Genomic DNA, 26,877 nt, shown 5'->3' with positions numbered 1-26,877 from the left:
GGATCGGTGAACTTGACCGCTGTCCCCGGATACTTGGCGAGCGCGGCGGCGACCATCGCCGAAGGTGCTGCGCGGATGATGTTTTCCTGGACGGCGACGCGCTTCAAATCGCTATGCACGATCGCATCGATCTCATCGCGGAACAGATAAAGCGCGCCGGTGACGGCGAGCGTGATCATGAAGGGTAGGACAAGCAGGCCTGCATAGAAATGCCAGCGCCAGACGGCGCGATAAAGGTCGGACGCGGATCGCATGGCTGCGCCGCTACTGTCCCGACCGAGGGTCAGATCGGACATGGGAATCTCTCCAAACGTAGGTTCTTGAATGGGAACGGACGTCAGAGAGACAGCGGCGGCGCCCTTGGCTCGCCGATGAGGCCGCGAGGAAATGACCGCTGGACACCGGAAAAGACGGTATCGAGCTTGCCCGCGCCGGAACGAAACACCGCCGGCACGCTGGGCGCGCCATCGAGGATTGCCGGGACAGCGCCCGACGCAATCTGGCAGAGCGAGGCGCAAGGACATTCCGGCGCCTTCTTTTGCGGCTGGCCATCCTGCTCTTCAGCCTGAAGCGCAGCGGCCCCGTCCGTCGTGCAGATGACGTGGAGCGGATCGGCCGCCGAAGCCGCCATGGCGCCCTGAGCCAGCGCACCAAGCAGGCTTTGCAGCACCAGAAGCCACGCAATCAGCAAGGCAAAAGCGCCTGCCGACAGCCTGTCCTTCAAAAGGTGCCGCATATGTTGCATGACCCAGTCTGCCAAATTGTCGCCAGATTGTCAGTGCGTCAAAAGGTGCGTTTGTCTTGATTGACATTTACTGAGCGGACGCAATGTCTTTCATGGTTGATCCGGGCCGGACCATTCCAGAAAATCCTGCATTATCGAGGCGCCATGGACGATCGTCCCACCACTGCCCCTTCCCCAAGCACCGGGCTGGAAGCGCTCCGCAAGCAGCTGCGCTTGCTTTATCACGGCCAGTCGCGCGGCGCCGTGCGTTTTCAATATGCCGTGCTTATCATTGATCTCCTGATCGTCGTCTTTTTCATCACGCATCAGGTCTTCCGCGAACAGCCATCCTTCCTCTGGATAGACTATTCGATCGCAGCGCTCCTAACCCTCGACATTGCTGCACGCGCGTTGGCGTCCACGAACGTTCTACGCTGGCTGCGACAGCCGACCAGCGTCATCGACATATTTATTCTGATCACGCTGCTCTTTCCGCTATGGCTCGCCAATCTGGGCTTCCTGCGCGTCATGCGTCTATGGTCGCTTTCGCGCAGCGGAATGTTCTGGCGGCCATGGGTCCGGCGCGGTTACGGCTCCTGGCGCGAGGTCGTTCAGTCGGTCGTCAACCTGATTACCTTCCTCTTCGTTGTCACCGGCTTCGTCTATACATTCTTCTTCCGGGAACGGCCCGGCCTCACAGGCTATATCGACGCCCTCTATTTCACCGTAACGAGCATGACGACAACCGGTTATGGAGACATCGTGCTGCCGGGACCCTGGGGCAAGCTGACGGCGGTCGTCATCATGCTGGCGGGCGTCACTCTTTTCATTCGGTTGGGACAGGCAATCTTCCGGCCACAGAAAGTCTTATATCCTTGTCCACAATGCGGGCTGCAGCGCCATGATCAGGATGCCGTCCATTGCAAGGCTTGCGGTTACATGCTGAAGATACCAGACATGGACGACTGAAGCCGAGGCTGGGGCGGCGGCTATTCCCTCCCAGCCACTCATATGGGTGGCTTGGATCAATGCGGGCGCGACGCCGCCAGGATAAAACGACGATAAAACAGCGTCCTCAGCTTGTTGCGTAAATCCGCATTCCTGCGCTGCGCCGCGGCAATCGCATCGCGCGGAGGCAACGATATTGCTTCAAAACCGGCCTCCTTCACCAAGGGCACGAGCCTTTCCGCCGTCAATCCGTCACCGAAGGGAAGACGCTTCATGATATCGGCGTGCCGTTCGCTCATCGCCCCATCGTAGTGGGGATCGTGGCCGATGAAGCGTTCCAGCCCGCGAACCGCCAGGGAAGCGAGTTTTCCCAGCGGTGTCAGTTTCGCCCAATCTCCGTCGAAGACGAGCAGCCGGCCGCCCGGCTTCAGCACGCGGAACCAGTCGGCAAGCGCCTGCTCCGGTTCCGTCAGTGTCCAGACGAGATGGCGGCAGACGACCGCGTCATAGGTTTCGTCGGGCTCCATGATGCGTTCGGCATCGGCAAGAATGAAGCACACGCGCTCGTTGCCCGCATGCTTGGCGCGCGCGACCTCGAGCATCGCCTCCGAAAAGTCGAGCGCCGTCACCTCATGGCCGAGGGATAAAAGAACATTGGTCACCTCGCCGGTGCCGCAGGCAAGTTCCAAAACCTTCCGGGGCGCTGGCCCTATCGCATCGCGCACCGCCGCCGCCCAGGCATCCAGTTCCGGTCCCGGTGGGATTCGATGGCCGAATGCCAGATCGAAGGTCTTCGAACGCTTCGACCAGTATTCGCGAATGTCTTCCTTCAGATCATGGTTACGACGATCCATTGCCGTCCCTCATGATAACGCTGAGCACGCCTACGATATTCTCCCGTATCACGTCCAGCATTCTTCCGTATCCTTATCCTTTCCCGGGCGACGGCAGGCAATCGCCTTATGGCTTGCCGCCATCCTCAGGCACATAGATCATCCGTCCGTCATCGAGGCGATAGGTGATACCGGCGCGTGTTCCTTGCCCTTCGCCGATCTTTCCATTGGCCTCATAGCGGGTGAGCTCGCGGCCATCCTTGACGGTGATGCGTATGTCGGCCTCGCCGGGGTTCTCGATAACCGTCACCTTCCCCGACGAGAACGGATTGAGTGGATTGGTGACGATCACGATCATCAAAATACCGATCACCACCAGGAAAAGGTCGATCAGATTGACGACGGAGAGGATCGGATCGTCGGCATCGTCATGGTCGAGGAAGCGCATCAGGCGGCACCTCCGGCGCGTTCGAGCGAGCGCAAATCCTCAAGCAGCCAGCGGCGGCGGATCGTCAGGACGAAGAAGGTGATGCTGGCGGCGACAAGCGCAAGGATCACCGCGGAAAACGCCACGACGAGGTTGTTGCCGACGGAGGCCGCATTGCCCTCCCCCAGCGCCAGCAGCGCCGGTCCCATCGGGATCATCGTGGCGACGAGCCCCAGCATCGGCGTGGTGCGCGAGACGATGCGCAGCCATTCCAGCCGTTTCATGATCCTGAGCTCCAGATCATCGCTGTGGACACCGCCGCTCCCAAGCACGGAGCGATGGCTTCCGCGCCAACGCTGCACGGCTTCCAGCCCGAACATTCCGAGGACGATGAAGGCATAAGCCAGCGCCGCCAGGATCAGGACAAGGACCGGCACGAGAAAGAGACGGGAAATCTCGAACAGACTGAGTTCAAAACTGCTCATAAAGCACCATTTCTTGCGATTAATTATGTCCGGCGCGCATTCGCACGCCATTGCAGGCCAGCGCCGAGAAAGACGAGACCAAGCATGAGAAGAAGCGGCAGCCACTGCCGCCAATCATCGGATGTCTCGCTTTTTTGCGGGACCTGCTCTAGCACCCGCCCCTGTACCGGTTGCGGCGCATTCGCAGCCGGTGACGCATTGCTGTCCGACGCAGATGGGGTGGCGTTCTGTGCTGCCGTGGCCGGAGATGCTGAAAGGCCGAAACCGGCGGCGATTTGCTCGACGAATGCCTTCGTCACCGGCTCGCCGGTGTCTACACCGTGCTTGGCGGCGAGTTCCTGCCAGCGCTCGGCCAGCTGTTTGCGGGTCACATCGGAGGCATCCCAATAGCCTTTGCGGATTGCCTCGGCCATGCGCTCGATGAGCTGGGCCTGCGCGGTCGGGTTATGCTGCTCGAAATAGGCCTTCAGATCGAGATTGCGCGTGTCGGCCACATAGGTATCGAACATCGCCTGCCACTGGTCCGCCCGCACCGTTGAGGGATCGACCACCTGCCAGCCGAACAGATTGTTGGCGGCGCCCAGCATGGCCAGCGTCCCGGCATAGCCCTCCGCCTTCATGCCTTCGATCCAGTGCGGATTCAGATAGCGGACGCGCAACTCGTCCGAGAGGAAGCGCGCGAGCGGCGTGGTCGCCGGAGCTCCATTGCGCAGGTCCGAGACGTAAAGCGACGGGCTCTCGCCACCCAGATGACGGATTGCAAGCGACAGCCCGCCCATGAACTCGAAGGGATGGTCGGTGGAAAGCACGCCATGCAGGTTGGAGGAGCGGGACATGACGACCGCCTGTGCCCCCTTCAACTGCTCGCTCAGGAGATTGGCGCTCTTCGGAGAGATACCCCAAGCCCTCGCGCCATAGGCAAAACGGGTGCCGTCGAGAAAGCGTTCGGCAAGCGTGGAATCATCGTCCCATGTGGCGGAGCGCAGGGCCATATCCGGCAGGCCGGAGCCGTAGCTTCCCGGCGCATTGCTGAAAATACGCAACCGCGCTTGCTCTTGTGCCTCGGCGAGTGGGATGTCCTTAGCCGCAAGGGCGGCGGCGATACGCGCGCTGTTGGCCGCGACAAGATTGTCCTTCTCGTCCAATAGGGCGATCCGGTCGATGGCATCGGCCAGTAGCCGCATGAAACCGTCGAACTGGTCGCGATAGACGCTCGTCACCTGCACCACCACGTCGATGCGCGGACGGCCCAGCTCAGCCGCCGGGATGATCTTCAGCGCGCGCACCCGGCCGCCTTCGTCCCATACCGGTTTCAAGCCCAGCGCATGGAGCACCTGCGCCTCGGTGACACCGAGATGGCGCACCGCCTCCGACGACCACAGGCTGAAGGCGAGCTTCGTGGGCCATGCCCCGCCATGCTCCTTGCGGAAGGCTTCGACAAGCTGACCGAAGGCCTCGCCGCCTGCCTCGTACGCGGCCTTTGCCGGTATCCGGTCCGGCTCGAACGCATGGAGATTGCGGCCGCTCTTCACACCGGGATTGCGGATGGGATCGCCGCCAGCGCCGGGTGCGATGAAGCGTCCTTCCAGCCCCGCCAGCAGCGCCTCGATTTCATCAGGCGCGGCGAGATTGGCGTCCAGCGTGTCGGCGCGCGCAAGCATACCCTTCAGCGGCTCCGCGAGCGAAGCCCGGCCCGCGCCGTCGCGCAGATATGTCCGCAAGGTTTTGAACGGTGGCGTCTCCCTGAGCTTGGCGAAATCATCCACGAACAGCTCGTCGCCGCTTGCGCCCACAGCATCATAAAAGGGTTGGCTGAGCTGCTGCATGACGGTGGCCAACCGGTAATCCGGCTCGGCGGGCTGTCCGAAAGTATGAAGCCCGAGCGGCATCGCCGTTCGCGCAAGCTCGTGAAGATGGTCATGCAGCACCGGAAGGAAGCCGCCGAAATCCTGCCTCACCGCCTCCTGCACCCAGCCGAGATCGGAATGCATGTTCGCCTTGATCGCGGCATCGGCAATTTCCTTCGCAGTCCTGTCACGAACGGCGCCCTCATCAAGCTGGACGTAATCGTGAATCAGGCGGTGGATATCGCGCAGTTCGTCATAGAGGCCGGAGGGTGCGAAGGGCGGGGTCTGGTGGCTGATCGTGACCGCCCTGCCCCGCCGCCGCGCCTGTAGCGCCTCGCCGACATTGTCCTGAATATAGGGATAGAAGACCGGCACATTGCCGACCGCGAGAAACGGGTCGTCATCGGCGGCAAGCCCCCTGTCCTTGCCCGGCAGCCATTCCTGCGTGCCATGCGTGCCCAGATGGATAATGGCGTCGGCTCCGAAGGTCTCGCGCAAATAGAGATAGGCCGCCATATAGAGGTGATCGGGCGGGCTCGCCATGTCGTGGTAATGAGCGCCCATCGTCCCCGCGCGCGGTATTTGCGGCATGATGAGCAGCTTCCCGCGCTTCAAGGCTGGAATAATGAAACTCGGCCGGCCATTCACGACGCGCACGGCCCAATGTTTTTCCGGCTTGCCCCAATGGGAAAAGGCGCGGCGCTTTTCCGGGGTCAGCGTCGCAAGCCAGCGTTCATAGGCCTCGACCGGGAGAGTCACCGCAAGATTGCGCTTGATGAGGTCTTCCAGCGGCACCGTGCGGTAGAGACCGCCCAGCATCGCCTGCCCGGCGGCGATCATCTCCGCTTCCGAAAGCGGCCCGGTATCGTAGCCCGCCTCAGAGAGCCGTGCGGTGATGGCCTCGATGCTCGCGGGCACGTTGAGGTTCGAAGCGGCAAGGTTCTTTTCCCCGGCGGGATAGTTCCAGAAGAGAAGCGCCACATGCTTCATCGCGGCAGGCTTTCGGCGCAGGGCGACGAGACTTTTCAGCTTTCCCACCAGCGCGTCGAGCTGCGCGGGAATCGGCACCTCCGCCCCTTCCTCCACCGCCGTCAGCACCATCGGGTCGATCATGCCCCAGCTTTCGGGACCGGCGAGAAAGACAGCTGCCGTCCGCGCCGGAATGCCCGACTTCGCTGCGGCCCATTCCCGCCTGCCGCCTTCGCGGAAGCCCACCGTCTGGATGACGGGTATGTCGAGGTTGAGGAACTCCGCGCTGCGCGCCGTTCCGTTCTGCATATGGGTGAGATTGACGATAGCGTCCGCCCTTGCCGGCCGCGCCACTTTCGTCAGGCCCTCGGGATCAGCGCCATCGAACCAAAAAACGAGCGGCATCAGCCCGGCGGCCTCGCTGCGCGCGACAAGCGCGTCGATCAGCCCGGTCTGCATGCCGGAAACCGCATTCTCGTGGATGACGAAACCAACCCGGCCCGTCGTGTCCTTCCAACGGTCCGCGCTCCAGGCGAAATAGGCGTCGAGGGTTGGGAAGATATGCGGCGCTGCCGGATGATAGAAGCCGGTTGCCGGGAGCCGTTCCGCCGCCGCGAAACCGTCGAGGTTTCCGCCCCCCTTCCATGTACGGACAAAGGCGAAGAAGTTACGGAAATTCTCCGCGCCGCCGCCCGCATAATAACCGATGAGCGCCGAAGCCTCGCGCGGCGCGAGCCCCTGCCATGCCGGCCTGCCACCACCAATGGTAAGGGACGGAACCCTGGAGGCGGCAAGCCTTTCGCCCAGCGCCTGTTCGACGCGCGCGCGATCATTGGGCCTCGGCACGTCGAGAACGATCAAATCCGCGCCGGACAGCCAATCATCCGGCGAGGTTCTTGCCGTCTCTACATTGACGGATTCGAGCGAGACGCCTGCCTCCTCGGCGATGGGACGCAGCGCATCGAACTTTGAGGGCAGGACGAAACTGTCGGTGAGTACGCGCACGACCGGGCGAGAAGCGCGCGTGGTGTCCTGCGCATGCGCCGCTCCTGCAAAGAGAGCCAGCGCCAAAGAGATGAGGCACAGAATGCGCATGGTCAGAACTTCGCCTTGAGACCTACAAAATACCGCCTGCCCTCGTCGGCGAAGGCATAATCATCGGACTCGTCGGCCAGCCGGACATCGCCGATATTCTCGACGCCCAGCTGAAGGCTGGCATGGTCGTTCACGGCATAATCGCCATAGGCCGAGACCAGCGTATAGGCGGGCTGGCGGCCCGATGCCGCCGTCGTCTTCTGCGATCCGATATAATTGACGCGCAGCGAGGTCTTCAGCTTCTCCACCGGTTCCCAGCTCACCGTAGCATTGGCGGCATGGCGGGAACGGTCGGGCAGGCGTTCGCCCGTCGTTTTGTCTATTGGATCGAGCCAAGTATAATTGGCGTCGAGCCGCATATTCCACGGCAGCTCGACGCCGCCGCCGATCTCGACACCGCGAATGCGCGCTTCATCGACATTCTCATAAGACCAGATCGCGCCGGGTGCGCCCGAGCAGCGGATGACGCAGACCGTCTGGATGAGATTGTCGACATCGTTCTGGAACGCCATGGCGCGGGCCGACCAGATGCCCTCCTGATATTCGAAACCGGCCTCGAAAGAGAGGTTCGTTTCTGGTTCCAGATCAGGATTGCCGACGATGGTGAAACGGCCGCCGCCGGCAATCGCCTCGTATTCCGGCGAAAGCTGCTTCAGGGTCGGCGCCTTGAAGCCTGCGCCCACGCCGCCCTTGAAGGTGAGCGCGTCATTGAGATGATAGAGGAGATAGGCCCGCGGGCTCGCATGCCAGCCGAACGCCTCGTGATGATCGAAACGGCTTCCGGCCACAAACTCCCATTGATCGCCCAGACGGATTTCGTCCTGAATGAAGGCGGCGAAATGCGTCTGCTCCGCGCGCCCGGAATCGTTGACTGTCGGATCGTCAAGCCGCTCCCGGCGGATTTCGCCGCCGACCGTCACCTTGTGGTTCTCGATGGGCGAAAAGTTGACATTGGCATCGCCGGCCGTATCGGTGAATTTCTGCGGACCCGAGACTGGTGCGCCGTCGCTGCGCTCGTTCTCGCGTTCCAGCATGGAGCTGTAGATGCGAACCCGGCTCGCGCCCCAATCCCAATCGCCCTCATGCGACAGCGAGACACGCTGGCGGCGGATATCGTCGTCGGAGCGGTAGAAAGTGGGGAAGCGTCCCGCGCCTTGCGTGTTGCGCCAGCGCTCCTCGTAGCCAGCGCCATAGGAGAGATCGATGCGCTGCTGCGCGTCGGGCGTCCAGGTCAGTGTCGCATTGCCTGTGAAAGCGCCTTCGTCACCCATGGACGACAGCCTTGCATCCTGCGGAGAGGTGAGTTCCTCGCGCCCGCGATATTGGCCCCAGACATTGAGGCCCAGAATGCCCGGAACGAGGGGACCGCCAGCATAACCGCTGATATTATAGCCGTCACCGCCACGGCCATGTTCCGTGAACGAACCGAAGGTAGAGAAAGAGCCGCGCCATTTGTCGGTCGCCTGCCGCGTGATGATATTGACCACGCCACCCAGCGCCTCCGAGCCGTAAAGCGAAGACATCGGTCCGCGCACCACCTCGATCCGCTCGATTGCCTCGGGCGGCACCCATCCCAGTTCGTAATCCGAGTGGGCAATGGCCGAAGCCGAATTGCTGACACGCATGCCGTCGACCAGCACCAGCGTCTGTTCCGGCAGCATGCCGCGGATGGAGATCCCGCGGCGGCCAAGCCCGATGCCGGTGAGCTGGACGCCGGGCGTACCCTCGATTGCCTGCGCGAGGTCCTGGACGGGCCGCTCGCGCAGCTCCTCTCCGGTAACGACCGTGACGCTTGCCGGCGCATCCTTCAGGAACCGTTCGCCCGAGGTCGCCGTCACGACGATGGGTTCAAGCACGATCGCGCCATCTTCGGCTGTCTGGGCGAACACGTCGACCGGACCGGCCGCCGAAATCGCCAAAAGAAATGAGAATTTTCCCAACAGATGATCGCGCATTCGACACCCCCAGCCCCAATTGGTAATATTTGCTGTTATAACGTTTCATTATGTAACGAAATAACAAAACACAAGAGGGAAAGCGAGCGTTTGGGCATGCAATGTGGCGAGATTGGCTTGCGGCTTCCCCAATCCCACTGAGACAAGCCACGTGCCGGCCGCAGAAAGTCCTGTGCCCCTGTCCACAATGCGGGCTGCAGCGCCATGAGCCGGATACCGGCCACTGCAAGGCCTGCGGTTACATGCCGAAAATACCGGATATTGACGATTAAGCCTGCAATGGGACTTGCCGGACACGCTGGCAAGCGCCCGGCAAGTCATCTTTTTTGTCAATGCAAAGAAGCGCTGGCGGCCTGCCGCTCTTCCTTGTCGTGCAGTGCGAACCTGTCGACCATATCGGCGCTCGCCTTGTTGAAGCCGAGCACGCGCACGTCCACGCCCGCCCGCCGGAACTTGATCACGACCTTGTCGAGCGCGCCGACAGCGGTGATATCCCAGAGATGGGCGCCGCTGACGTCGATGACCACCTGCCTGGCGTTATCGGAGAAATCGAACGCGCCTACGAAACTTTCCGCCGACGCGAAGAATATTTGGCCTTCAACGATGTAGGTCATGGTCCCGGCGTCCATATCGGCCCGCCGCGTGACGCTGAAGAGCCTCGCTACCTTGCCCGCGAAGAATATGCCCGACAACAGGACGCCGACGACAACGCCCTTGGCGAGATCGTGCGTCGCGACCACCGTGACAACCGTCGCCAGCATGACCACCGAAGAGGGCAGCGGGTTGCGCCGGAGGTCCAGGATTGAGCGCCATGAGAAGGTTCCGATGGAAACCATGATCATGACCGCAACAAGGGCCGCCATGGGAATGATCCGGACGAGATCGTTGAGGACGACGATCAGGAACAGGAGGAAAGCGCCCGCGACGAATGTGGAAAGCCGGCCACGGCCGCCCGAGGTGACGTTGATCACCGACTGGCCGATCATGGCGCAGCCCCCCATGCCGCCGATAAGGGCGGAGGCGATATTGCCAGCACCCTGGCCGATGCATTCCTGGCTCTTGTTGCTGGGCGTGTCGGTCATGTCGTCGACGATCTGCGCCGTCAGCAGCGATTCCAGCAGTCCCACGGCGGCCAGCGTCACCGAATAGGGAAGGATGATCTGCAATGTCTCCCAGGTGAGCGGCACCTGCGGGAATGTCAGGACGGGCATTGCCGAGGGAAGCTCGCCGAGATCTGCGACCGTGCGCAAGTCCATGCCGGTCCACCAGGCAATAAGAGTCAGCACGGCGATGGCGACGAGCGGCGACGGAATGGCCTTGGTGACGAACGGAAGGAGGTAAATGATCGCGAGGCCAGCCGCGATCATGAAATAGGTCTCGCCCGGCACGCCGATGAGTTCCGGCAATTGCGCCAGGAAGATGAGGATCGCGAGCGCATTGACGAAGCCCGTGATGACCGATCGCGACACAAAGCGCATCAGCCTTCCGAGCTTGAGGAAACCCGCGGCAATTTGGATGAGCCCCATGAGCATAGTTGCAGCAAACAGATATTGAAGGCCGTGCTCCTTGACCAGCGAGACCATGACGACGGCTGTCGCTGCCGTAGCAGCGGAGATCATGCCGGGCCGCCCACCCGTGATCGCCGCGACACAGGCGATGGCGAAGGAAGCATAAAGGCCGACCTTCGGATCGACGCCCGCGATGACGGAAAAACCGATGGCTTCAGGGATGAGGGCGAGCGCGACGACAATGCCCGAGAGCACATCGCCACGGATGTTGGAGAACCACTCCCGGCGGTAGTTGGAAAGAGATGGCATATGGAAGTTTTCACAGTTGAATGCAACGGGCCGGGCTGGAGCCGGTCCTGGAAAGAGAGTTGCGTTGCTGTGTTATCTGGCGGATCGGCGGCCAGAGGAGCCACCCGGAGTTTCACCGGGTCCTTGCGGATGTTCCCTGCCTAGCCGAGAGTTTCGGGGAATGCAACATCCGATGCCAAGCATCACCGCACACATGCCACGCTCGAGTCGCTCCGGTGCCCGTTGGCACGACCTGCCCGAAGATCGCTTCGGCCCGTATCAGGCAGTCAAGACGATTGCCTTTGTCAGCGAGGCATAGCGGAAAATCACCCGCGGCACCATCTTCCGCTGGGCTTCGCGATCTTCCCAGCCCCAGGCCTTGCGCGTGGCCGCCCTCGCGAGCCTGGGGATCGCGCTTCTCCCCTCATTCATTGTCAAGATGGAAATAAATACCGGCAAGCTAGGGGAAGTCTTGCCGGAGAACATTAAGAGCGAAGGCGCCATCCATGCGATCTATCCTAGCCGCCGGCATCTTTCGATCCGCACCCGCAGCTTCATAGAGGGGCTGAGGCGCTTCCTCAGATAACCCTCTGCTACGTCCGTCCAACTCAGCTCAATCACGTGCATCATCACTGGCCTGCTGCGGCTTCGTTTAATAGGAATTTGTATTTTGTGCTGGGGAACTCAATATCATCACCGGTAGTGCTTTGGCGCACCGCATCGTATTGCCCGGTTATTATGGGATGGTATAGCGTAGGAACTGGTTGCGGGGGCGTCCACCCATCTTAGCTTGCGATCATTGCCGCCAGCCGATGATCTCCTAAGCATTCTGCTTACCGGCGACCGCAGCGGTCTATTTCGTACCGCGGCGTAGCTTCCGTCTTCAAGGCGCCGGTCAACTTCTGTTCAACCATCTCCTGAATGAAACTCTCTTCTCGTCACTGACGCATGCTCGATCAGCGCTTTCAGACTGGCGCAGCGATTACAACGATCATCGACCACACTCTGGACTCGGCTGGATGACACCGTCCGAATTCGCTCAGACAATCAACCCGCGACGTGTTGCGGTGTGCCGCAGCCGGAAAGGCTCCGCACCGCAACACGCCACTGCCGCACAAAATATAACATCCGCAAATGACCCTCCCCAGGCAGCATTGGACCAAGCTCCACTCGACCAATCCAATCGAGCGGCTCAACGGCGAAATCAAGCGCCGCACCGAAGTCGTTGACATCTTCCCCAACGGGGACGTCATCCACTCCTCGTCGAGGCGGAAACCTATATCAATGCGCGCGACAACCCTCCCGTCGCTCTGAATTCCTTGAATGCTTCGAGCGCGCGCAATGAGCGGCCATTGTCGATGGCGGCGAGATCAAGGATCACCGCATTGGCAATGGTCATGGGAACCACAAGTGATTGGGATTCTCCGGGATTGCCTCGCGAGATCGAGATTTGATGGTCGGGCGCCGGATCAAAACGCGCGTTATTCAAATCTGTCAGGGCTAGCGTCTTCGCCCTCGTTTTCGCAGCGATTTCGCGCACTTCATGAATCAGGGAAGATGCTTTTCTGAAGGCAAACAGCCAGACCACGTCGTTTTTCGACAGCGTCGTCAGAATTTCCGCTAGCTGGTGCATCTGGCTGGAAAGGTCGACGGCGTCATAACCCGAGCGATTTAGCCGCAGCGCGACAAGCGAGGAAATCGCTCCCGCATGACCGCGCCCCAATACGAAAATCCGTCGACTATCGACCAGGCATTTTGAGAACGCGCGAATATCGGCGTCGGACACGCGCAGCCGAACTTGCTGAAGAGCCGCGATCTCACTGTCCAGCACCGACGCCAGAAGCCCTCCATTTTCGGCTCTTACCAGACGGGCAGCCATTCGTGCTGCGGAACCCTCGAAATCGCCGCCGCCTTCCAGCAGATTGGCTTGGAGAAAGCTCCTGAACTCAGGGTATCCCTTGAATCCGAGCCGACGTGCGAGACGGACAGCGGAAGCTGGATGGACCCCCGCACGCAATGATACGTTTTTTCCATTTTCCATCGCAGCACGGACCGGATCCTCCATCAACACATCGAGCAGGCGCGTATCCGCTTCTGTCAATCGCGTGGAATTGCGGCTGATAAGATCCCCCAGAAACTGCGCGGTCCCCTCCTTGTTTTTCATGCTGGCAGGTTCGTCCTCTGGCTCGCTTCTGTGGGTGCCGGGTGGCTTTGGTCCGTCAGGTCGACGCGATTTCCTGTGTGATTGTCAAAAAACAGCGCCTGGGTCACGTCGTATGTTATCCAGAGATGATCAGTATCATGCGGCATATCCTTGCGCGCGATAATTGCGGTAAGCCGGCCCGCCGGGGTGTCGCAATGCAATGTGGTGCCAGACCCTGTCATTTCCGTAAGCACGACCCGGGCCGGAAGAGCCGGTTCGTTCGGCTTTTCGGTATGCACGCGCATCAGCTCGGGACGCAGGCCGATAGTCAGCCCTCCGTTTCCCGGCCAATCCTGCAATCGCTCGACTGGTAGAAAGTTCATCGCCGGCGTCCCGAGAAAACCAGCAACGAAGCGGTTCTGTGGCCGGTCATAGATCGCATCCGGCGTATCGAACTGCAACAGATGGCCATCCTTCAGAACCGCTATCCGATCGGCAAGAGACAGGGCCTCGGTCTGGTCGTGAGTTACGTAGATGATCGTCGCGCCAAGCCTGCGGTGCAATTCCTTGATCTCCGTGCGCATGGCGACGCGCAAGGCGTTGTCGAGATTCGACAATGGCTCGTCCATCAGAAAAATGGAGCTGTTGCGCGCCATGGCCCGGCCCATGGCCACTCGCTGGCGCTGGCCTCCGGAAAGCGCGCCCGGCTTGCGGTTGAGATAATCGGTGAGCTGGAGCATTGAGGCTACGCTTTCAGCACGCGCGTTCCGTTCCGCTTTAGGGATTCCCCGCAGCTCGAGGCCGAAGGCTATATTTTCGCGCACTGTCATATGGGGATAAAGCGCATAGTTCTGGAATATCATGGCAATGTCCCGGTCCTGCGGCGGGAGGTCGTTGGCGCGCTTGCCGCCAATCGTAATTTCTCCGTGATCGCATTGTTCCAGGCCGGCCAGCAGCCGCAAAAGCGTGGATTTGCCACAGCCCGACGGTCCGACGATGACGATGAACTCACCGGGCTGGATATCCATCGAAATGCCGTGCAATATCTCCGGGCCGCCGGCGTAGGACTTACGAATGTCGCGAAGGATGATACCGCTCATTGATTGACCTCACCGCACATGCGTTTGCGAATTGCGATTGCAAGACTCGGCCGGTCCGTCGTGAAAACCTTCACGCCAAGCATCAGCGCTTTTTCGATCTGCGCCGAGCTATGGGCGGCCCAGCAGCCGAAATCGAGGCCGGCATCTTGCACCATGGCCATCAACGCCGCATTGGCCGTGTCCACGTGGACGCCGATTTCCAGGATCCGATGCGCGCGCGCCAACTCGATCACAGCGCGCGCTCCAAGCTGGTGCAACACCGGCGGGCTGACCAGCCAGAGCCTCGGGCGCTCGCAGGTTTCCGCCAGCTCGTCCTGCGCCTCAACTAGAAAGGACGAAAAGGTGGTCCTGTGCAACATGCCGCAGCGCTCAAGCATGTCGACCACCCGTGGCACGAAATTCCGGTAGGGCGCCCCGCCTGCACCCGGTTTGATCTCGCAGCGGAAGTCCACCTTGCTGTCGGCGTAGAGCGAGCAGAGCTCAGCGAGCGAGAGCGGGTTTCCGCCGCTCCCGTAATTGATGACGGCCGCTCGAACCTCTGCCTCGGTAAGAGCGGCGATCTCGCCCGCTCGGTCGGTTGTGCTGTCGAGGGTCGGGTCATGGTGGACGATGATCGCCCCGTCTGCGGTTGGGTGTACGTCGAACTCGACCTCTTCCAGAGGCATTTTTGCCGTAGCGGCGAATCCTCGGGGCGTGCTGTCGCCAAATTCCAGCGTGCCGCCGCGATGAGAAGCTATGCGTGTCATTTCCATGCTTTCTTTATTTGACGGCGCCCATCGTGATCCCGCGCACGAGATGACGCTCGACGAGCAGGAAGCCGAGAAGCACCGGCAAAAGGGTGATGGTTGAGGCAGCCATGACGAGCGGCCAGTCGACGAGGCCCTCACCAGGATTGATCCGGTATAGCCTCGCAAGCCCCACCTGCAGTGTATAGAGGTCGTCCTTGCCGACGGCCACAAGCGGCCAGATGTAGTTGTTCCACTCGGCGATAAAGATGTAGAGGCCCATGGAGAGGATGGCGGGCCGGGAAATCGGCACGATGACCCGCCACAATACCTGGAGCGGTGACGCGCCATCCATATAGGCGGCTTCGTCCAGGGATTTGGGAATGCCCCGGATATATTGGCGCAGAAAGAAGGCCGCGAAGCCGTTGGAGATTGCGGGCAGCACCAGGCCGGCATAGGTGTCGAGCAGGCCGACCTTGGCGAGCGTCAGGTAATTTGGAATCAGGCTTATGTGGCTGGGGATCATCAGCGTCGCGACGGTTGCCCCGAACAGCAGGTTGCTGCCCTTGAACCTGAACCGGGCAAAGGCAAAGGCGGCCATGGTTGCAAAGGTCAGACCGATGACCATCACCAGGCCAGAGACGATGATGCTGTTCAAAAGATACCGCGCAAAATTATACTGGCCGATTGCGCGCGTATAATTGTCGATGGTGAAGTCGAAGCCGCCTGTGTAGTAGGCGTGGGCTGTCTGAAACGACATCCAGATGGAGTAAAGCACGGGGGATAGGAAAAGGATTCCCGCAAGGAGAAAAAGCCCGGCAACTATCGGATTCTCAGGCTTCATAATGGACCCTCCGGCCAATAACGCGGGACTTTATTATCGACAGCGCGATCAAAAAGATGAAAAGCAGCACGGCGAGCGCCGAACCGGTGCCGATGTCGAACAATACGAAACCGACATGGTAAAGCATGTTGACAAGCATATCGGTTGCGCCAGCCGGGCCGCCCCGCGTCATGACGTTGACGATGGTGAAGATCTGGAAGGCTTCAATGACCGAAACGACCAGCAGGAAATACGTCGTCGGCATGACGAGCGGTACGGTGACGCGGCGGAAGACATGGCGGCGGCGACCGCCATCGATGGCGGCAGCATCATAGAGTTCTTGCGGAATGGCCTGGAGGCCGGCGATATAGATGATTACGTCATAGCCCAGCTGCTTCCAGGTATTGACGAAGATCAGAACCCATAGAGCCAGTTGCGGATCTTGCAGCCAGGGCTGCTTGGCAAAGCCGAGCGCCGTGAGCAGTCCGTTCATCATGCCATAGTCCGTGGAAAATACCCAGGAGAAGACGACGGCGATGGATACTGAGGACGTTACGAAGGGTAGAAACAGGGCGCCGCGCAGAAGACGCGATGCCAATGTGCTGCGAGCCAGATAGTTTGCAATCGCCAGAGCCAACACTAGCCTCAGCGGCACCGAAATGACCGCGAAGATCGTCGTCACGCGCAAGGAGTTCCAGAAGTCGCGGGACTCCAGCAGCCGTATATAATTGTCCAGACCTACAAAGGGCATATCCGGCGAAAGAAAATTCCATTGCCGGACGCTGAGATTGAGGCTCGAAACGATCGGAATGTAGGTGAATACCGCGATAAAGACTATCAGCGGCGCCACAAACAGATAGGGAGTGATCTTGCGAAGCATGGCAATAATCATGTGGCCGATGGGCTCCGTCACGGTCCCACCGGCACTTGTTTGAGGATTCTGGCGCAGGTCCGCCTTTGTGCAACAGTCGCCGCCACAAAACGGGCGGCTGCGTCAATCGGGAGTTCTAGCGGCTTACGCGCGCGGCTTCATCGCGGGTCTGCTTGGCGAACTCTTTCATGGTTTCCTCTACGTTCCGCTGGCCAAGCGCCATGGCTTCCCACATTTTGTATTCCGTGGAACGCATCCATGTGACGACCGTCGTGCGTGCGCGGCCGCGGGCGTGTGGCAGTGAATTGATCGCGATGTCGATGCCGGGCTGGGTGGCCAGCGCTTCGACGGCAACCGGCTGCGCGGCGGCGTGCTTGTTGATGGGCAGATAGCCGGTGGCGGCGAACCAGATGGCATTTGCCTCAGGCGAAGCGGCGTAGCTGATGAATTTGTAGGCAGCGTCCTGCACTTCCTTCGGCGAGCTTGCCAGGATGCCTATACCCGCCCCTCCGATCGGGACCGAACATACCTTGTTGCAAGGCATGGGGCGGACGACGAGATTCTCGCCGATCGCTTTCTTCGCGCCGACATAGTTGCCGGTCGAATTCATCATGATACCCACCTTGCCGGCCAGGAACGCATCAAGGCCGTTATCCTCTTCGGTCACTCCATCGGGGGAGGCGACCTTATGCTCGCGCACGAGCGAAGCCATCCATTGGTAGGCTTCGATCGTGTTGGGGTTGTCGAGCAGGATCTCGCCGGACTTCGAGTCTACCAGATCGCTGTCATTGGCCATGACAAGACCCCAGCGGGCGAACTGGCCGGGGGCGGCGATACCGGTGATGCCTTCCGAGCCGAGTTTCTCGGTGATCGTCTTGGATACGGCGAGGATTTCGTCGAAGGTCTTCAGCGAGGGAGCCTCACTGATACCGGCGCGGGCGAGGATGTCCTTGTTATAATACAGCACCGGAGTGGAGGAGTTGAACGGAACGACATAGTCCTTGCCGTCAATGACGCCGACCTCGCGAGCATAGTCGTAGAGATCGTTCTTCAATGGATCAGCATCCAGATAAGGGGTGAGATCCGTGAGGACACCGCTATTTGCGAAGAGCCCGTAGCGCGTCACTTCAAGGATCACCGCGTCAGGCGCTCGCCTCGCCGGAATGGCGGCCTGCAGCTTCGCGACAATGTCATTGTAGTTGCCAATATATTCACCCTGGACGTCAATGCCCGGATTGGCAGCTTCAAACTTCTCGATGATCTTATCCAGGGCTTCGCCGAAATCCTTGTTGAAGCTGTGCCAGAACTTGACCACCGTAGCGGATTGGGCCGGGGCAACCGCGGCAAACAGGGCAACGATGCTTGCTGCGAGCGTAGTGTGCAATTTGCGCGACATTTCACCTCTCCTTTGCAAAAATAATTGCATGAGGCCCTCTCTAGTTCGGCTGCACGACAATTGCTTGAACCCTGTGCGAAGTTTTGATGACGTCGCCGCCGGCTTCGACCTATGGCGGCGACACAGCTGTCTTTGAATTTGCTGGAGAAAGCATACCGGCGTTTCTGTGAATATTGCGAAGTCATCATCCCAAGCTGCGGGGCGATCGCATCAGCGCGTTGCGCGCATACTGGAAAGCGTGGAACCTAGCGTCGTTCCGGCGGCTCTTACCCCATTTCCTCGGAAAATATCTGCCATGCCCGCCGCACAATGGGGGCCTGCGCCCTGCGTCTGGCAATCATGGCCAGTGACAGGCTCGGCAGCATTGCGTCGTGAATTTCGGCGTAGCGGACGCCTTCGAAGCGGATTTGCCGGATGGACTCAGGCAGCAATGCGGCGCCCAAGCCAGCGGCGACGAGGGAAAGCATGGTCAACGCTCGCGTTGCCTCTTGTACGATCCGGATCTCCACGCCTGCCCGCGTGAACGCATCGATGATTTGAGCATGCAGCACAGGCCCTTGAGCAGCAGGAAACAGGATCAAGCCCAATGCCGCCACTTGCGCCAGCGTGACCCCACCGGTCATGCCGTCATCCGGGAGCACGGCAACGCTTTTTTCAGGCGTGAATTCGACTACATTCAAGCGCTCAGCAGTTCCGAACGGCGGATGAGCGAAGCCGATGTCGATTTCGCCTTCCGCCAGGGCGGTCAGTTGCTCGTTCGTCGACAATTCCAGAAGCTTCGGTTGTATCGCGGGCAAGGTCTGCCGCAACCGGGTCAGCCGTTGCGGCAAATGCTTGTAGAGCGCCGCCGAGACGAAGCCGATGCGGATTTCACCAGCCTCGCCATGCTCCGCGGCTCGCGCAAGGGCGAGCGCGGCATCGGCATGCCGGATCGAGGATCGCGCTTCATCGAGGAAAACGACACCCGCCCTCGTCAAGGTCAACCGCCGGTTTGCCCGGTCGAAAAGGCGTACGCCCAGCTCTTTTTCCAGCCGGGCGATCGACTGGCTGAGCGGCGGTTGCGCCATGCCGAGGCGTTCCGCCGCGCGTCCCATGTGCAGCTCGTCGGCAACAGCCAGAAAATGACGAAGATGGCGAAGTTCCATATCGCAACGATATCAAAAAAATTCGGATACATCATCGATTTGTAGCCCCTCCCCGATCAATCATCCCGGCAAGCTGGTCGGAGAAGATGAAATGAAAAGATTGGTTATCCTGCTTATGGCAGGTGTATTCTTGGGGACGGCCGATGCAACGGCGTCACAGCCGGCGGTCGTCAGAACGGATCGTTTCGTAGAGCTGCAATCCGGCGGACGCCTTTTCGTTAGGGAGGTGCGCCGCTCCGGTGGTCCAGGCGATGTCACCTCGGCGGTCCTTCTGATCCATGGAGCGCGCGTACCCGGCGTTGCATCCTTCGATCTTCAGGTTCCGGGAGGTTCCCTCGCAACCGATCTCGCCCTTGCCGGCCATCTCGTCTATATCCTCGATCTTCGTGGCTATGGCGGATCAAGCCGGCCGGCGGCTATGGCAGCGGCCCCAGGCCAGTCCCCGCCATTGATGCGGACGCAAGACGCAATAGCGGACATTGCTGCCGCGACCGACGCAATCATCGAATGGAGCGGCGACCCGCAGATCGGCATCATGGGTTGGGCGACCGGAGGGCACTGGGCTGCGGCCTATGCCGTGAAATATCCTCGGACGATAGAGCGTCTGGTCCTCTACAACACGCTCTATGGGGGTGCGGACGAACATAAGTCGCTAGGTCGCGGCTCGCCGCTCGAAGACCCGAACCGGCCGGGAAATTTCAACATTTCGGCATTCGGCGCCTATCGCCTCAACACCGGGGCGAGCCTCCTCCCCGCGTGGGACAATAGCATCCCGGTTCCTGACAAGGCGGCGTGGCGGGATGAACGCGTCAAGCAGGCTTATGTCGACGCGGCTTTGGCATCGGACCCCACCTCGGCAAACCGCCAGCCTCCGGCTTTCCGCTCTCCGAGCGGCGCGATGGCCGACAGCTTCGAATTGGCTATCGGGAAGCGGCAATGGCCCGCCTCCGCCCTCTCCATGCCGGTCCTTGTGATCCGCTCGGAGAATGATTTCTGGAGCCGCCCGGAGGACGCGAAGGCAATCGTCGCCGAAGCTCCGCGGGCTAAGTTCCTCACAATCCCGCGAGCCACGCATTTCGTGCATCTCGATCGCAGCGAAAGCGGCCGTGCCCTTTTTGTCAATGCCATGACGCGCTTTCTGGAACCGTCTGCGACGTCGCAAGAGCAGGAGTAAGAGAATGAAAACCGGTTTCGTAGCTTTGTTATTCTCCGCCTTCCTCGCGATGAGCAGCCAAACGGCAGAGGCGCATCACGGCTGGACATATTTCGACACCAGCCGGGTCTTTTATCTGGAAGGCGAGATTATATCTGTCCGCTGGGGCAATCCCCACCCGGAACTCGTGCTGCGCCCGACACCTCGCACAGAGCTTCCCGATCTTTCCGGCATTGCTATGCCGGGCGCCGAAAGCGGTTTCCTTCGAACCATGCCGCCCTTGCCCCTTCCACCGGGACTACAGCCGCTCGCCACCGACGGCGCGGAGTATACTGTGGTGCTAGCCCCGCCATCACGGCTTGCAGAATGGGGAATGACTGAGGGTGATGCCGCGCCGGGGCGCCGACTTCGGCTGATCGGCTATCTCGCCTGCGACGATGACCGTGAGTTCCGGCCTGAAATCGTCATCCTTGATAATAACAGGGCAATCCGCCAACGCTCGGTTCCCGTTCCCCCGACCCCGTGCTCATAGCGTTGGCGCATGTTTGAACTGCTTCAGTCGCTTCCCATCGCAGCCTCCCTGCGCCGCTCGATATGGCTGTTTCCGGCAATAGAGATCGCGCATCTGGCCGGCATTGCCTTACTGTTCGGGACGGTCGTCGTTGCGGACCTGACGCTGCTCGGCGCCCTGCGCTCGCCATCGCTCAAGGCTTCCGTCCGGCCGCTTCTTGCAGTCACCAAAACCGGCATCGTACTGGCGGCTTGCTCGGGATTTTTGCTCTTCTGCTCGGATCCGCAAGAATTCTGGAACAACCCTGCCTTCCGCCTGAAGCTTGCCGCCTTTTCCTTGGCGATCGTCAACGCGTTGCTGTTTCAAAAGTACCTTGCCCAGAGCCACAGCACATCATCGTCACGTTTGCTGACCAAAATTTCTATCTGCATGTCGCTCATTCTATGGAGCGCCATACTGACACTCGGGCGCGCGATTGCATATGTTTGAACCGGTTAATTGCAAAGAAGCCGATCCAGCTTTTCCACGGTCGTCTCCTTCTGCATCGGCGTGTAGATGGCGAGTTTCAGACCGGAATCGTTGAGCACCGCAAGCCTCGTATGTTGAATACCATGCGGCTGACCGCGGGCTGGTCGATGCGCTTGAAACGGGCCTCCTTCCTGCTCACGCACCAGTTGGATACCCCTTAAGTCGCACCGCCTGGCCCGGATTGTAAACGTCGCCTCCGCCGCACATATACCCATCGTTTGACGCGCCTGCCGGAGGGCTGGCGCGTCACGTCCATGAAGCTCATCCGCCTTTACGAGGAAAGCGACCGCGGCTTGCTCGACCTTGCGGCTAAACGCGCGGCCAAGGGCGACTAGGCACTATCTGGCATTTGCCAGATCAACATGATGCACTCCGTGAGGAAGAGGAATCCGGCCCAGGCTTTTGAGGGCGGGTTTCTCTCCTTTGACGACCTGGAAAACTTGAAGTCCCGCGCCTTGATCGGAGCCAGCCTCTTCATGCCCTTGAAACACCGTCGCAAGAAAATGGTCGCCGGTCCGATCGAAAACGCCGCCTTCCGGCAGCACGCCCTCAAAGGGATAGTCGGCAATCTTGGTCAATTGTCCAGTTGCTCCGTTGAACGAGAGGAGCGTGACCGTTCCTTCGCGCTGGAACCGGGCGCTATCAACGGAAAAGGCGGTCCCGCGCATATTCACCGTGGCGATGAGTGTACCGTCCGGGCTGACGGAAATTCCTTCCGCCGCAACATCGGTCCCGACGCTGGTGACGCGAGTATGGCGCGCCTCGGTCGCACCGGGTTCCGCCAGACGGATCACGCTGATGGCCGAGGGGCGGTCCGGCACACGTCCCTCTAAATTGGTGGCCGCGAAGTTTCTGCCCCAGTCGGAGGTAAAATAATACCGGCCGTCCGGCGAGAACCTGCCGACGAACGGATCGCTTCCGACGTCAACGATATTGCCCCAAAGCTTTAGCGAGGGTTGTTCCAAGGTTCCCGTCACTTCGAAGAAGGCAACCCGATTCTGCGTGTTGATGTTCACGGCCAGATACCGCCCCGATGGATGCCAGTGAACATTGGTGGCGGTAATCCCGCCGCGCGGGCCGTCGGATGTCGCGCTCACACCGAGCCCGGCGAGGTTGAAACGGACGACATTCCCGAATTGTCCGTCATGGTAGCGGACGATTTGAACGAAACTACCATCGGACGTGTTGGAAACGACGGCTACCCGGGGCTGTGTCGGATCAAGGCCGAGCGCTTCCGGGAACGCGGCGATTTCCACCGTATCGACGAGGCGGGGCTGCGACTTGTTCGAAAGATCGACAGCAAAGAGGCGGTTGCCCGGGGGAAGATCCCGCACCGTCTCGGCCATTTCATTCCGTTCCCCAAGCCTTTCAGTGGCGAAGGCGGTATTTCCATCAGCGGACAGCGTCAGGATTTCCGGCGCTGATGTTACGGAGTTTGAAATCGGCAGCGTGCCGGTGACAAGCTTGCCGTCGGCAATCGAAAGGACGGACAGGAGATCGCGGTATCCTGCTTCCCGCGGCGCAAGCCGGCCGCTGGCATAGGTCTGCCCGACGAAGTCGCCATCCGATATGGCAATGATCGTCGAGGCGGAGAGACGTCGGATGAGATCGGCGGGTTCAGCTGCAACGGCCGTCGTGCTGCTCATCAGCATGGCGATCAACAGCGAGATGGCTTGGCGATGGTAGGTCATGGTGTGCTCTCCGTAAATCGATGGTGTGAGCATAAATTTTGCCGAACCCTGTGATTTTGATCCAATCGAATGATTCCCCTCTGTGATAAGATATTCTAATCAAGTGTCATGGATATTCGTTCGCTTGCCTGTTTTGTCGCCGTCGCCGAAGAACTGCATTTCCGCAGGGCTGCCGAGCGCGTTCACATCACCCAGCCCGCGTTGAGCCAGCGCATCCGCGCACTCGAGGAGGAAGTCGGAGCGGCACTGCTGGAGCGGGATCGGCGGCAGGTCTCCTTGACGCCCGCTGGGGCGGCATTTCTGGAACCTGCGCGCGCAGCCGTCGCAAACGCCATGCTGGCCAAATCGGCGGCGCAACGGGCCTTGCGCGGCGAGACCGGCCGGCTTCGCCTTGGCTTTACCGTCATCGCCTTTTATGGCTTTCTGCCCGCAGCGGTCAGAGTCTATCGGAGCCGGTTTCCGGACGTCTCCGTGGAACTGACGGAAGTGAACTCCCCCTCGCTAGAACGAGCGCTGGCCTCGGGGGAACTCGATCTGGGGATATTGCATCCGCCGCTCGAAATGCCGTCGCTTAACCATCAATCCTTGCCGCCGCAAAAACTCGTCCTGGCCCTGCCGGTGGACCATCCTCTGGCCGCGCGCTCAACCGTTCGTGTCGCGGAACTGCGGGATCAGCCTTTTCTGATCGCGCCAAGGCGGATCGGTCCGAACATTTATGACCGGGTAATCGCGCATTTTCGCAGCGAGGGCGTCAGCCCGGCGATCATACAGGAAGCAACGCCGATGACGACGCTCATCGGGCTGGTCTCCGCCGGTGTAGGACTCGGCTTCGTCACAGAAGGGCTGGCAGCAGCGGGCCGTCCCGGCGTGGTGTTTCTGACCGTGGAGCCTCCACCGCCCGAGGTGCCGGTCGCCGCCGCCTGGGCGGGCGACCGGCCGTCCATGCCGGCAATGCGATTCCTGGATGTGGTAAGGGAACTGAGCGGCGGCCGGGCGCCTCTCCACTCCTGATCAAGCTGGACCTTTGGCGGTAGCCGAACGGTTCGAAGCGCCCGGGAACGCCACGTTCCACCATTCAAGCGGGCTCATCTAACGGATGCTCGTATCGACTGGCGATCTCTGTGTACCGAGCCGTTTCTCGACCACCGTCCGCGGGATGCGATCTGCGAGGAAATCAACAAACGCTCGAATGCGCGCCGCGAGATGCTCGTGCCCGACAAAGACGGCATGGATCACCTGCAGGTCGCCTGGATTGAACCGCTCAAGAATAGGCACGAGCCGACCGCGCTCCATATCCTGATCGATATGGAAGGACGAAAGCCGGACGACTCCAAGTCCGTCAACGGCCAGCCGCCTGAGAGTCTCGCCGTTGTTGGCCTGAAAGTTTCCTCGGATGGCGAACGGCTTTGTGCTTGCCGTCTCAGGATCGAAGAACGGCCATTCGTTGAGCGCGCGCCGAAGGTTGAAGGCCAAGCAATTGTGGCTTGCCAAGTCCGCGGGGGCCTCCGGAACCCCGTATCGGTTCAAGTACTCAGGCGACGCGACCACGAAGTGGCGCGCCTCGCAGATTTTGCGCGCCTTAAGACTTGAATCACGTAACGCGCCGACCCGAATGGCGACGTCCGAGCGATCCTCGACCAGATCCACCAGCCCGTCGCTGAGAGACAGGTCGAGCTCTACGCCGGGATAGGCCGCCAAAAATGCAGGAACCAGCGGAACGATGTTGCGAACCGCAAAGGATACGGACGCATTTACGCGAAGTTTCCCCCGCGGGGCGGCAAGCCCGCCATGGGAGACCAGCCGCTCCGTCTCATCAATGTCCGCGACGATACGCAAAGCTCTTCCGTAATAGGTTTCGCCTTCCGCTGTCATTTGGAGCGTGCGGGTTGTGCGGACGATCAGGCGGGTGCCGAGCCGGTCTTCCAGACGGGCCATAATCTTGCTGATGGCCGACGGTGACAAGCCAAGGCTGCGCGCCGCGCCGGCAAAGCTGCCGGCTTGCACCACCCGCATAAAGGCTTCCATCTCTCCGGCGCGGTTGTCCATAGCTCACCATTCATGAATTTTCGTCATCTCACTGTGCACTATTGATGTGCTATCTTCTCCAATAAAATTTTTCATAATAACGCGCAAGAGGCGTCGAAGGGCGCCGCGTCCACTAACATTTTTCATGCAAATGATGAGGACTCACAGCTCATGACAACCGCCAAAACTCCGATCGCCGTATGGGCACTAACAATCAATTCATTCGCGATCGGGACGACCGAATTCATCAGTGTCGGGATTCTTCCGACCATCGCCGACGGCCTGTCGGTCACGATCGCCCTTGCAGGTCTTGTGGCGAGCGCCTACGCGCTCGGCGTGACAATCAGCGCGCCGATTATGACGGCACTGACCAGTCACCTGCCGCGAAAACCCTTGCTGCTTGGCACCATGATCGTGTTCACCCTTGGCAATGTGCTGGCGGCGATGGCGCCCACATTCGAAGTGCTCTTGCTGGCACGGGTTTTGACGGCGCTTGGGCATGGCATCTTCTTTGGCATTGGTTCCATCATTGCTGCCGATCTGGTCGCGCCGGAGCGGCGAGCTTCGGCCATTGCTTTGATGTTCTCGGGGTTCACGGTCGCGATCGTTACCGGCGTCCCGCTTGGAACCTTCATAGGGCAGCAGTTCGGATGGCGCGCCACCTTCTGGGCCGTGGCGGCCTTAGGAATTCTCGCCCTCGCCATGAGCGCAGCCCTACTCCCGGCAGAACTGGGCAAGGGTGCCAAGATGAGGATTCGCGATCAGTTCCGCGTCCTGGCCAACGGCCGGCTGCTGCTTGTCTACGCCATGACCGTCCTCGGCTACGGCGGCACATTTGTGGCATTGACCTACCTCTCGCCCATCCTTCAAGAGGTCACCGGGTTCTCCGAAACTGCCGTCAGCACCATTCTCGTCGGGTTCGGCGCCGCCATCGCAATCGGCAATATCGGCGGTGGGTGGGTGGCCGACACGAACCCCGTCCGGGCGCTGCTCGGGATGTTCTTCTTGCAGAGCATCACCTTGGTGGTTTTCACTTTCACCTCAGCCTCCCCGACATGGGCCTTGCTGACGCTGGTGCCGTTTGGCCTGTTGACTTTCTCCAACGTGCCGGCGCTACAGATCTATGTTGTCCAGCTCGCCAAGCGGCACACTCCGGACGCGGTCGATGTCGCCTCGGCGTTCAACATCGCTTCGTTCAATCTTGGCATCGCCATCGGGTCCTATGTGGGTGGACTAGTCTCCAACTCGTCGTTGGGTTTGCATTCCACCCCGTGGGTCGCTGCAATCTTCGTCGGCTCGGCGATTCTTCTGACGCTGTGGAGCGGTGCTCTCGACCGGCGCTCTCCTGTCAGCGCTTCGCTTTCCACAGGCAAGCGCCCTGAATACAGTCACTGATTTGAGGACCGCAACCCTTTCGCCACGCCGGAAGGGTTCGTCCGTTTCCAAAGTTCCGACCAATGACATGGCTCCTTCCGAGCCGCGCCGATTTGTGCGTGCACTCCGTCCAAGCGCAGCCGGCGACAAGAGCCTGAGCCGTGGCGCAACTGGGCGGCTGGCCTCCACATGATGCGCACCGCGCCATCCCTTCCGGTGGAGACCTGGCGGCCAAGACCATATTCCGACTTCACGTCTTATGTGCTGACACGCATATAGAGTTCTTGACCTGGCTGCCCGGTCTTTCGTATCT

General features: G+C 60.5%; 24 protein-coding genes, 2 pseudogenes and 1 other annotated feature. Of the genes and pseudogenes, 9 read left to right on the top strand and 17 right to left on the bottom strand.

The window, feature by feature from the left end:
- Positions 1-296: PepSY domain-containing protein (locus ACOWVG_RS18250; protein ID WP_420963777.1), on the bottom strand; the 296-nt coding region annotated here is incomplete at its 3' end.
- Between the two features lie 41 nt (positions 297-337).
- Positions 338-736: a DUF2946 family protein gene (locus ACOWVG_RS18245; protein ID WP_420963775.1), complete on the bottom strand. Its 399-nt coding sequence runs from the start codon at positions 734-736 to the stop codon at positions 338-340.
- A gap of 153 nt (positions 737-889) precedes the next feature.
- On the opposite strand from ACOWVG_RS18245, the gene ACOWVG_RS18240 reads away from it, so the two are divergent.
- Positions 890-1,693, top strand: a complete 804-nt coding sequence (locus ACOWVG_RS18240; RefSeq protein ID WP_420963774.1) for a potassium channel family protein — start codon at positions 890-892, stop codon at positions 1,691-1,693.
- A gap of 56 nt (positions 1,694-1,749) precedes the next feature.
- Here ACOWVG_RS18240 and ACOWVG_RS18235 read toward each other — a convergent pair whose 3' ends face one another.
- The 6 genes from ACOWVG_RS18235 to ACOWVG_RS18210 form a co-directional block, all read right to left on the bottom strand.
- The gene (locus ACOWVG_RS18235; RefSeq protein ID WP_420963772.1) at positions 1,750-2,526 is read right to left on the bottom strand and encodes a class I SAM-dependent methyltransferase; all 777 of its coding nucleotides are present in this window, start codon (positions 2,524-2,526) and stop codon (positions 1,750-1,752) included.
- 106 nt (positions 2,527-2,632) lie between these two features.
- Positions 2,633-2,953, bottom strand: a complete 321-nt coding sequence (locus ACOWVG_RS18230) for a DUF2149 domain-containing protein (RefSeq protein ID WP_420963771.1) — start codon at positions 2,951-2,953, stop codon at positions 2,633-2,635.
- Positions 2,953-3,417: a MotA/TolQ/ExbB proton channel family protein gene (locus tag ACOWVG_RS18225; protein WP_420963770.1), complete on the bottom strand. Its 465-nt coding sequence runs from the start codon at positions 3,415-3,417 to the stop codon at positions 2,953-2,955. The genes ACOWVG_RS18230 and ACOWVG_RS18225 overlap by 1 nt, the downstream gene beginning before the upstream one ends.
- Before the next feature lie 23 nt (positions 3,418-3,440).
- Positions 3,441-7,328 (bottom strand): cobaltochelatase subunit CobN, encoded by a 3,888-nt coding sequence (cobN, locus tag ACOWVG_RS18220; RefSeq protein ID WP_420963769.1) that lies wholly within the window; start codon positions 7,326-7,328, stop codon positions 3,441-3,443.
- Between the two features lie 2 nt (positions 7,329-7,330).
- Positions 7,331-9,283 carry a TonB-dependent receptor domain-containing protein gene (locus ACOWVG_RS18215; protein ID WP_420963768.1) on the bottom strand — a complete coding sequence of 651 codons (1,953 nt, stop codon included), beginning with the start codon at positions 9,281-9,283 and terminating at the stop codon, positions 7,331-7,333.
- A 329-nt stretch (positions 9,284-9,612) separates the two neighbouring features.
- The gene (locus ACOWVG_RS18210) at positions 9,613-11,100 is read right to left on the bottom strand and encodes a SulP family inorganic anion transporter (RefSeq protein WP_420963767.1); all 1,488 of its coding nucleotides are present in this window, start codon (positions 11,098-11,100) and stop codon (positions 9,613-9,615) included.
- Between the two features lie 70 nt (positions 11,101-11,170).
- Positions 11,171-11,226 (bottom strand) — a sequence feature (sul1 is cis-regulatory element that is thought to sense ions involved in sulfur or methionine metabolism; They are found in Alphaproteobacteria).
- A gap of 178 nt (positions 11,227-11,404) precedes the next feature.
- On the opposite strand from ACOWVG_RS18210, the gene ACOWVG_RS18205 reads away from it, so the two are divergent.
- The 3 genes and pseudogenes from ACOWVG_RS18205 to ACOWVG_RS18195 all read left to right on the top strand — a co-directional run.
- A complete protein-coding gene (locus tag ACOWVG_RS18205; protein WP_420963780.1) occupies positions 11,405-11,665 on the top strand; it encodes a LysR substrate-binding domain-containing protein in 261 nt (86 codons plus the stop codon).
- A gap of 268 nt (positions 11,666-11,933) precedes the next feature.
- Positions 11,934-12,215: pseudogene (locus ACOWVG_RS18200) on the top strand (integrase core domain-containing protein); the annotation flags it as partial.
- Positions 12,214-12,321, top strand: a pseudogene (locus tag ACOWVG_RS18195) (transposase); the annotation flags it as partial. The pseudogenes ACOWVG_RS18200 and ACOWVG_RS18195, both read left to right, overlap by 2 nt.
- Before the next feature lie 34 nt (positions 12,322-12,355).
- Here ACOWVG_RS18195 and ACOWVG_RS18190 read toward each other — a convergent pair.
- From ACOWVG_RS18190 to ACOWVG_RS18160, 7 genes are all read right to left on the bottom strand, one after another.
- Positions 12,356-13,243: a MurR/RpiR family transcriptional regulator gene (locus ACOWVG_RS18190; protein WP_420963766.1), complete on the bottom strand. Its 888-nt coding sequence runs from the start codon at positions 13,241-13,243 to the stop codon at positions 12,356-12,358.
- On the bottom strand, positions 13,240-14,322 hold the full coding sequence (locus ACOWVG_RS18185; protein ID WP_420963765.1) for an ABC transporter ATP-binding protein: 1,083 nt from the start codon (positions 14,320-14,322) through the stop codon (positions 13,240-13,242). The genes ACOWVG_RS18190 and ACOWVG_RS18185 overlap by 4 nt, the downstream gene beginning before the upstream one ends.
- Positions 14,319-15,068 carry a glycerophosphodiester phosphodiesterase family protein gene (locus ACOWVG_RS18180; protein ID WP_420963764.1) on the bottom strand — a complete coding sequence of 250 codons (750 nt, stop codon included), beginning with the start codon at positions 15,066-15,068 and terminating at the stop codon, positions 14,319-14,321. The genes ACOWVG_RS18185 and ACOWVG_RS18180 overlap by 4 nt, the downstream gene beginning before the upstream one ends.
- 13 nt (positions 15,069-15,081) lie before the next feature.
- On the bottom strand, positions 15,082-15,891 hold the full coding sequence (locus ACOWVG_RS18175; RefSeq protein ID WP_420963763.1) for a carbohydrate ABC transporter permease: 810 nt from the start codon (positions 15,889-15,891) through the stop codon (positions 15,082-15,084).
- A complete protein-coding gene (locus ACOWVG_RS18170; protein WP_420963762.1) occupies positions 15,881-16,750 on the bottom strand; it encodes a carbohydrate ABC transporter permease in 870 nt (289 codons plus the stop codon). Before ACOWVG_RS18170 ends, ACOWVG_RS18175 begins: the two co-directional genes overlap by 11 nt.
- Positions 16,751-16,877: 127 nt before the next feature.
- Positions 16,878-18,137 carry an ABC transporter substrate-binding protein gene (locus ACOWVG_RS18165; RefSeq protein ID WP_420963779.1) on the bottom strand — a complete coding sequence of 420 codons (1,260 nt, stop codon included), beginning with the start codon at positions 18,135-18,137 and terminating at the stop codon, positions 16,878-16,880.
- Between the two features lie 266 nt (positions 18,138-18,403).
- Positions 18,404-19,282: a LysR family transcriptional regulator gene (locus ACOWVG_RS18160; protein ID WP_420963760.1), complete on the bottom strand. Its 879-nt coding sequence runs from the start codon at positions 19,280-19,282 to the stop codon at positions 18,404-18,406.
- Between the two features lie 91 nt (positions 19,283-19,373).
- Here ACOWVG_RS18160 and ACOWVG_RS18155 point away from each other — a divergent pair, with 91 nt between their 5' ends.
- Genes ACOWVG_RS18155 through ACOWVG_RS18145 form a run of 3 tightly spaced genes read left to right on the top strand, consistent with a single transcriptional unit; the run spans position 19,374 to position 21,435 of the window.
- On the top strand, positions 19,374-20,456 hold the full coding sequence (locus tag ACOWVG_RS18155) for an alpha/beta fold hydrolase (RefSeq protein WP_420963758.1): 1,083 nt from the start codon (positions 19,374-19,376) through the stop codon (positions 20,454-20,456).
- Positions 20,457-20,460: 4 nt separating this feature from the next.
- Positions 20,461-20,967, top strand: coding sequence for a DUF6152 family protein (locus ACOWVG_RS18150; RefSeq protein ID WP_420963757.1), 507 nt, complete (start codon positions 20,461-20,463; stop codon positions 20,965-20,967).
- A 9-nt stretch (positions 20,968-20,976) separates the two neighbouring features.
- Positions 20,977-21,435 (top strand): hypothetical protein, encoded by a 459-nt coding sequence (locus tag ACOWVG_RS18145; RefSeq protein WP_420963756.1) that lies wholly within the window; start codon positions 20,977-20,979, stop codon positions 21,433-21,435.
- 377 nt (positions 21,436-21,812) lie between these two features.
- On the opposite strand, the gene ACOWVG_RS18140 is transcribed toward ACOWVG_RS18145, so the two are convergent.
- On the bottom strand, positions 21,813-23,165 hold the full coding sequence (locus ACOWVG_RS18140; protein WP_420963755.1) for a hypothetical protein: 1,353 nt from the start codon (positions 23,163-23,165) through the stop codon (positions 21,813-21,815).
- A gap of 108 nt (positions 23,166-23,273) precedes the next feature.
- Between ACOWVG_RS18140 and ACOWVG_RS18135 the strand changes: the two genes are divergently transcribed.
- Positions 23,274-24,176 (top strand): LysR substrate-binding domain-containing protein, encoded by a 903-nt coding sequence (locus tag ACOWVG_RS18135; protein ID WP_420963753.1) that lies wholly within the window; start codon positions 23,274-23,276, stop codon positions 24,174-24,176.
- Between the two features lie 78 nt (positions 24,177-24,254).
- Here ACOWVG_RS18135 and ACOWVG_RS18130 read toward each other — a convergent pair whose 3' ends face one another.
- Entirely contained in the window at positions 24,255-25,211 is a 957-nt protein-coding gene (locus tag ACOWVG_RS18130) for a LysR family transcriptional regulator (RefSeq protein WP_420963752.1), read from the bottom strand.
- A 150-nt stretch (positions 25,212-25,361) separates the two neighbouring features.
- Between ACOWVG_RS18130 and ACOWVG_RS18125 the strand changes: the two genes are divergently transcribed.
- Positions 25,362-26,585 (top strand): MFS transporter, encoded by a 1,224-nt coding sequence (locus ACOWVG_RS18125; RefSeq protein ID WP_420963751.1) that lies wholly within the window; start codon positions 25,362-25,364, stop codon positions 26,583-26,585.
- Positions 26,586-26,877: the final 292 nt, after the last annotated feature.

Source organism: Brucella sp. IR073, assembly GCF_049065735.1.
Lineage (GTDB): Bacteria > Pseudomonadota > Alphaproteobacteria > Rhizobiales > Rhizobiaceae > Paramesorhizobium.
The sequence above is the reverse complement of the archived record's forward strand: the minus strand, read 5'-3'. Positions and strand labels throughout refer to the sequence as shown.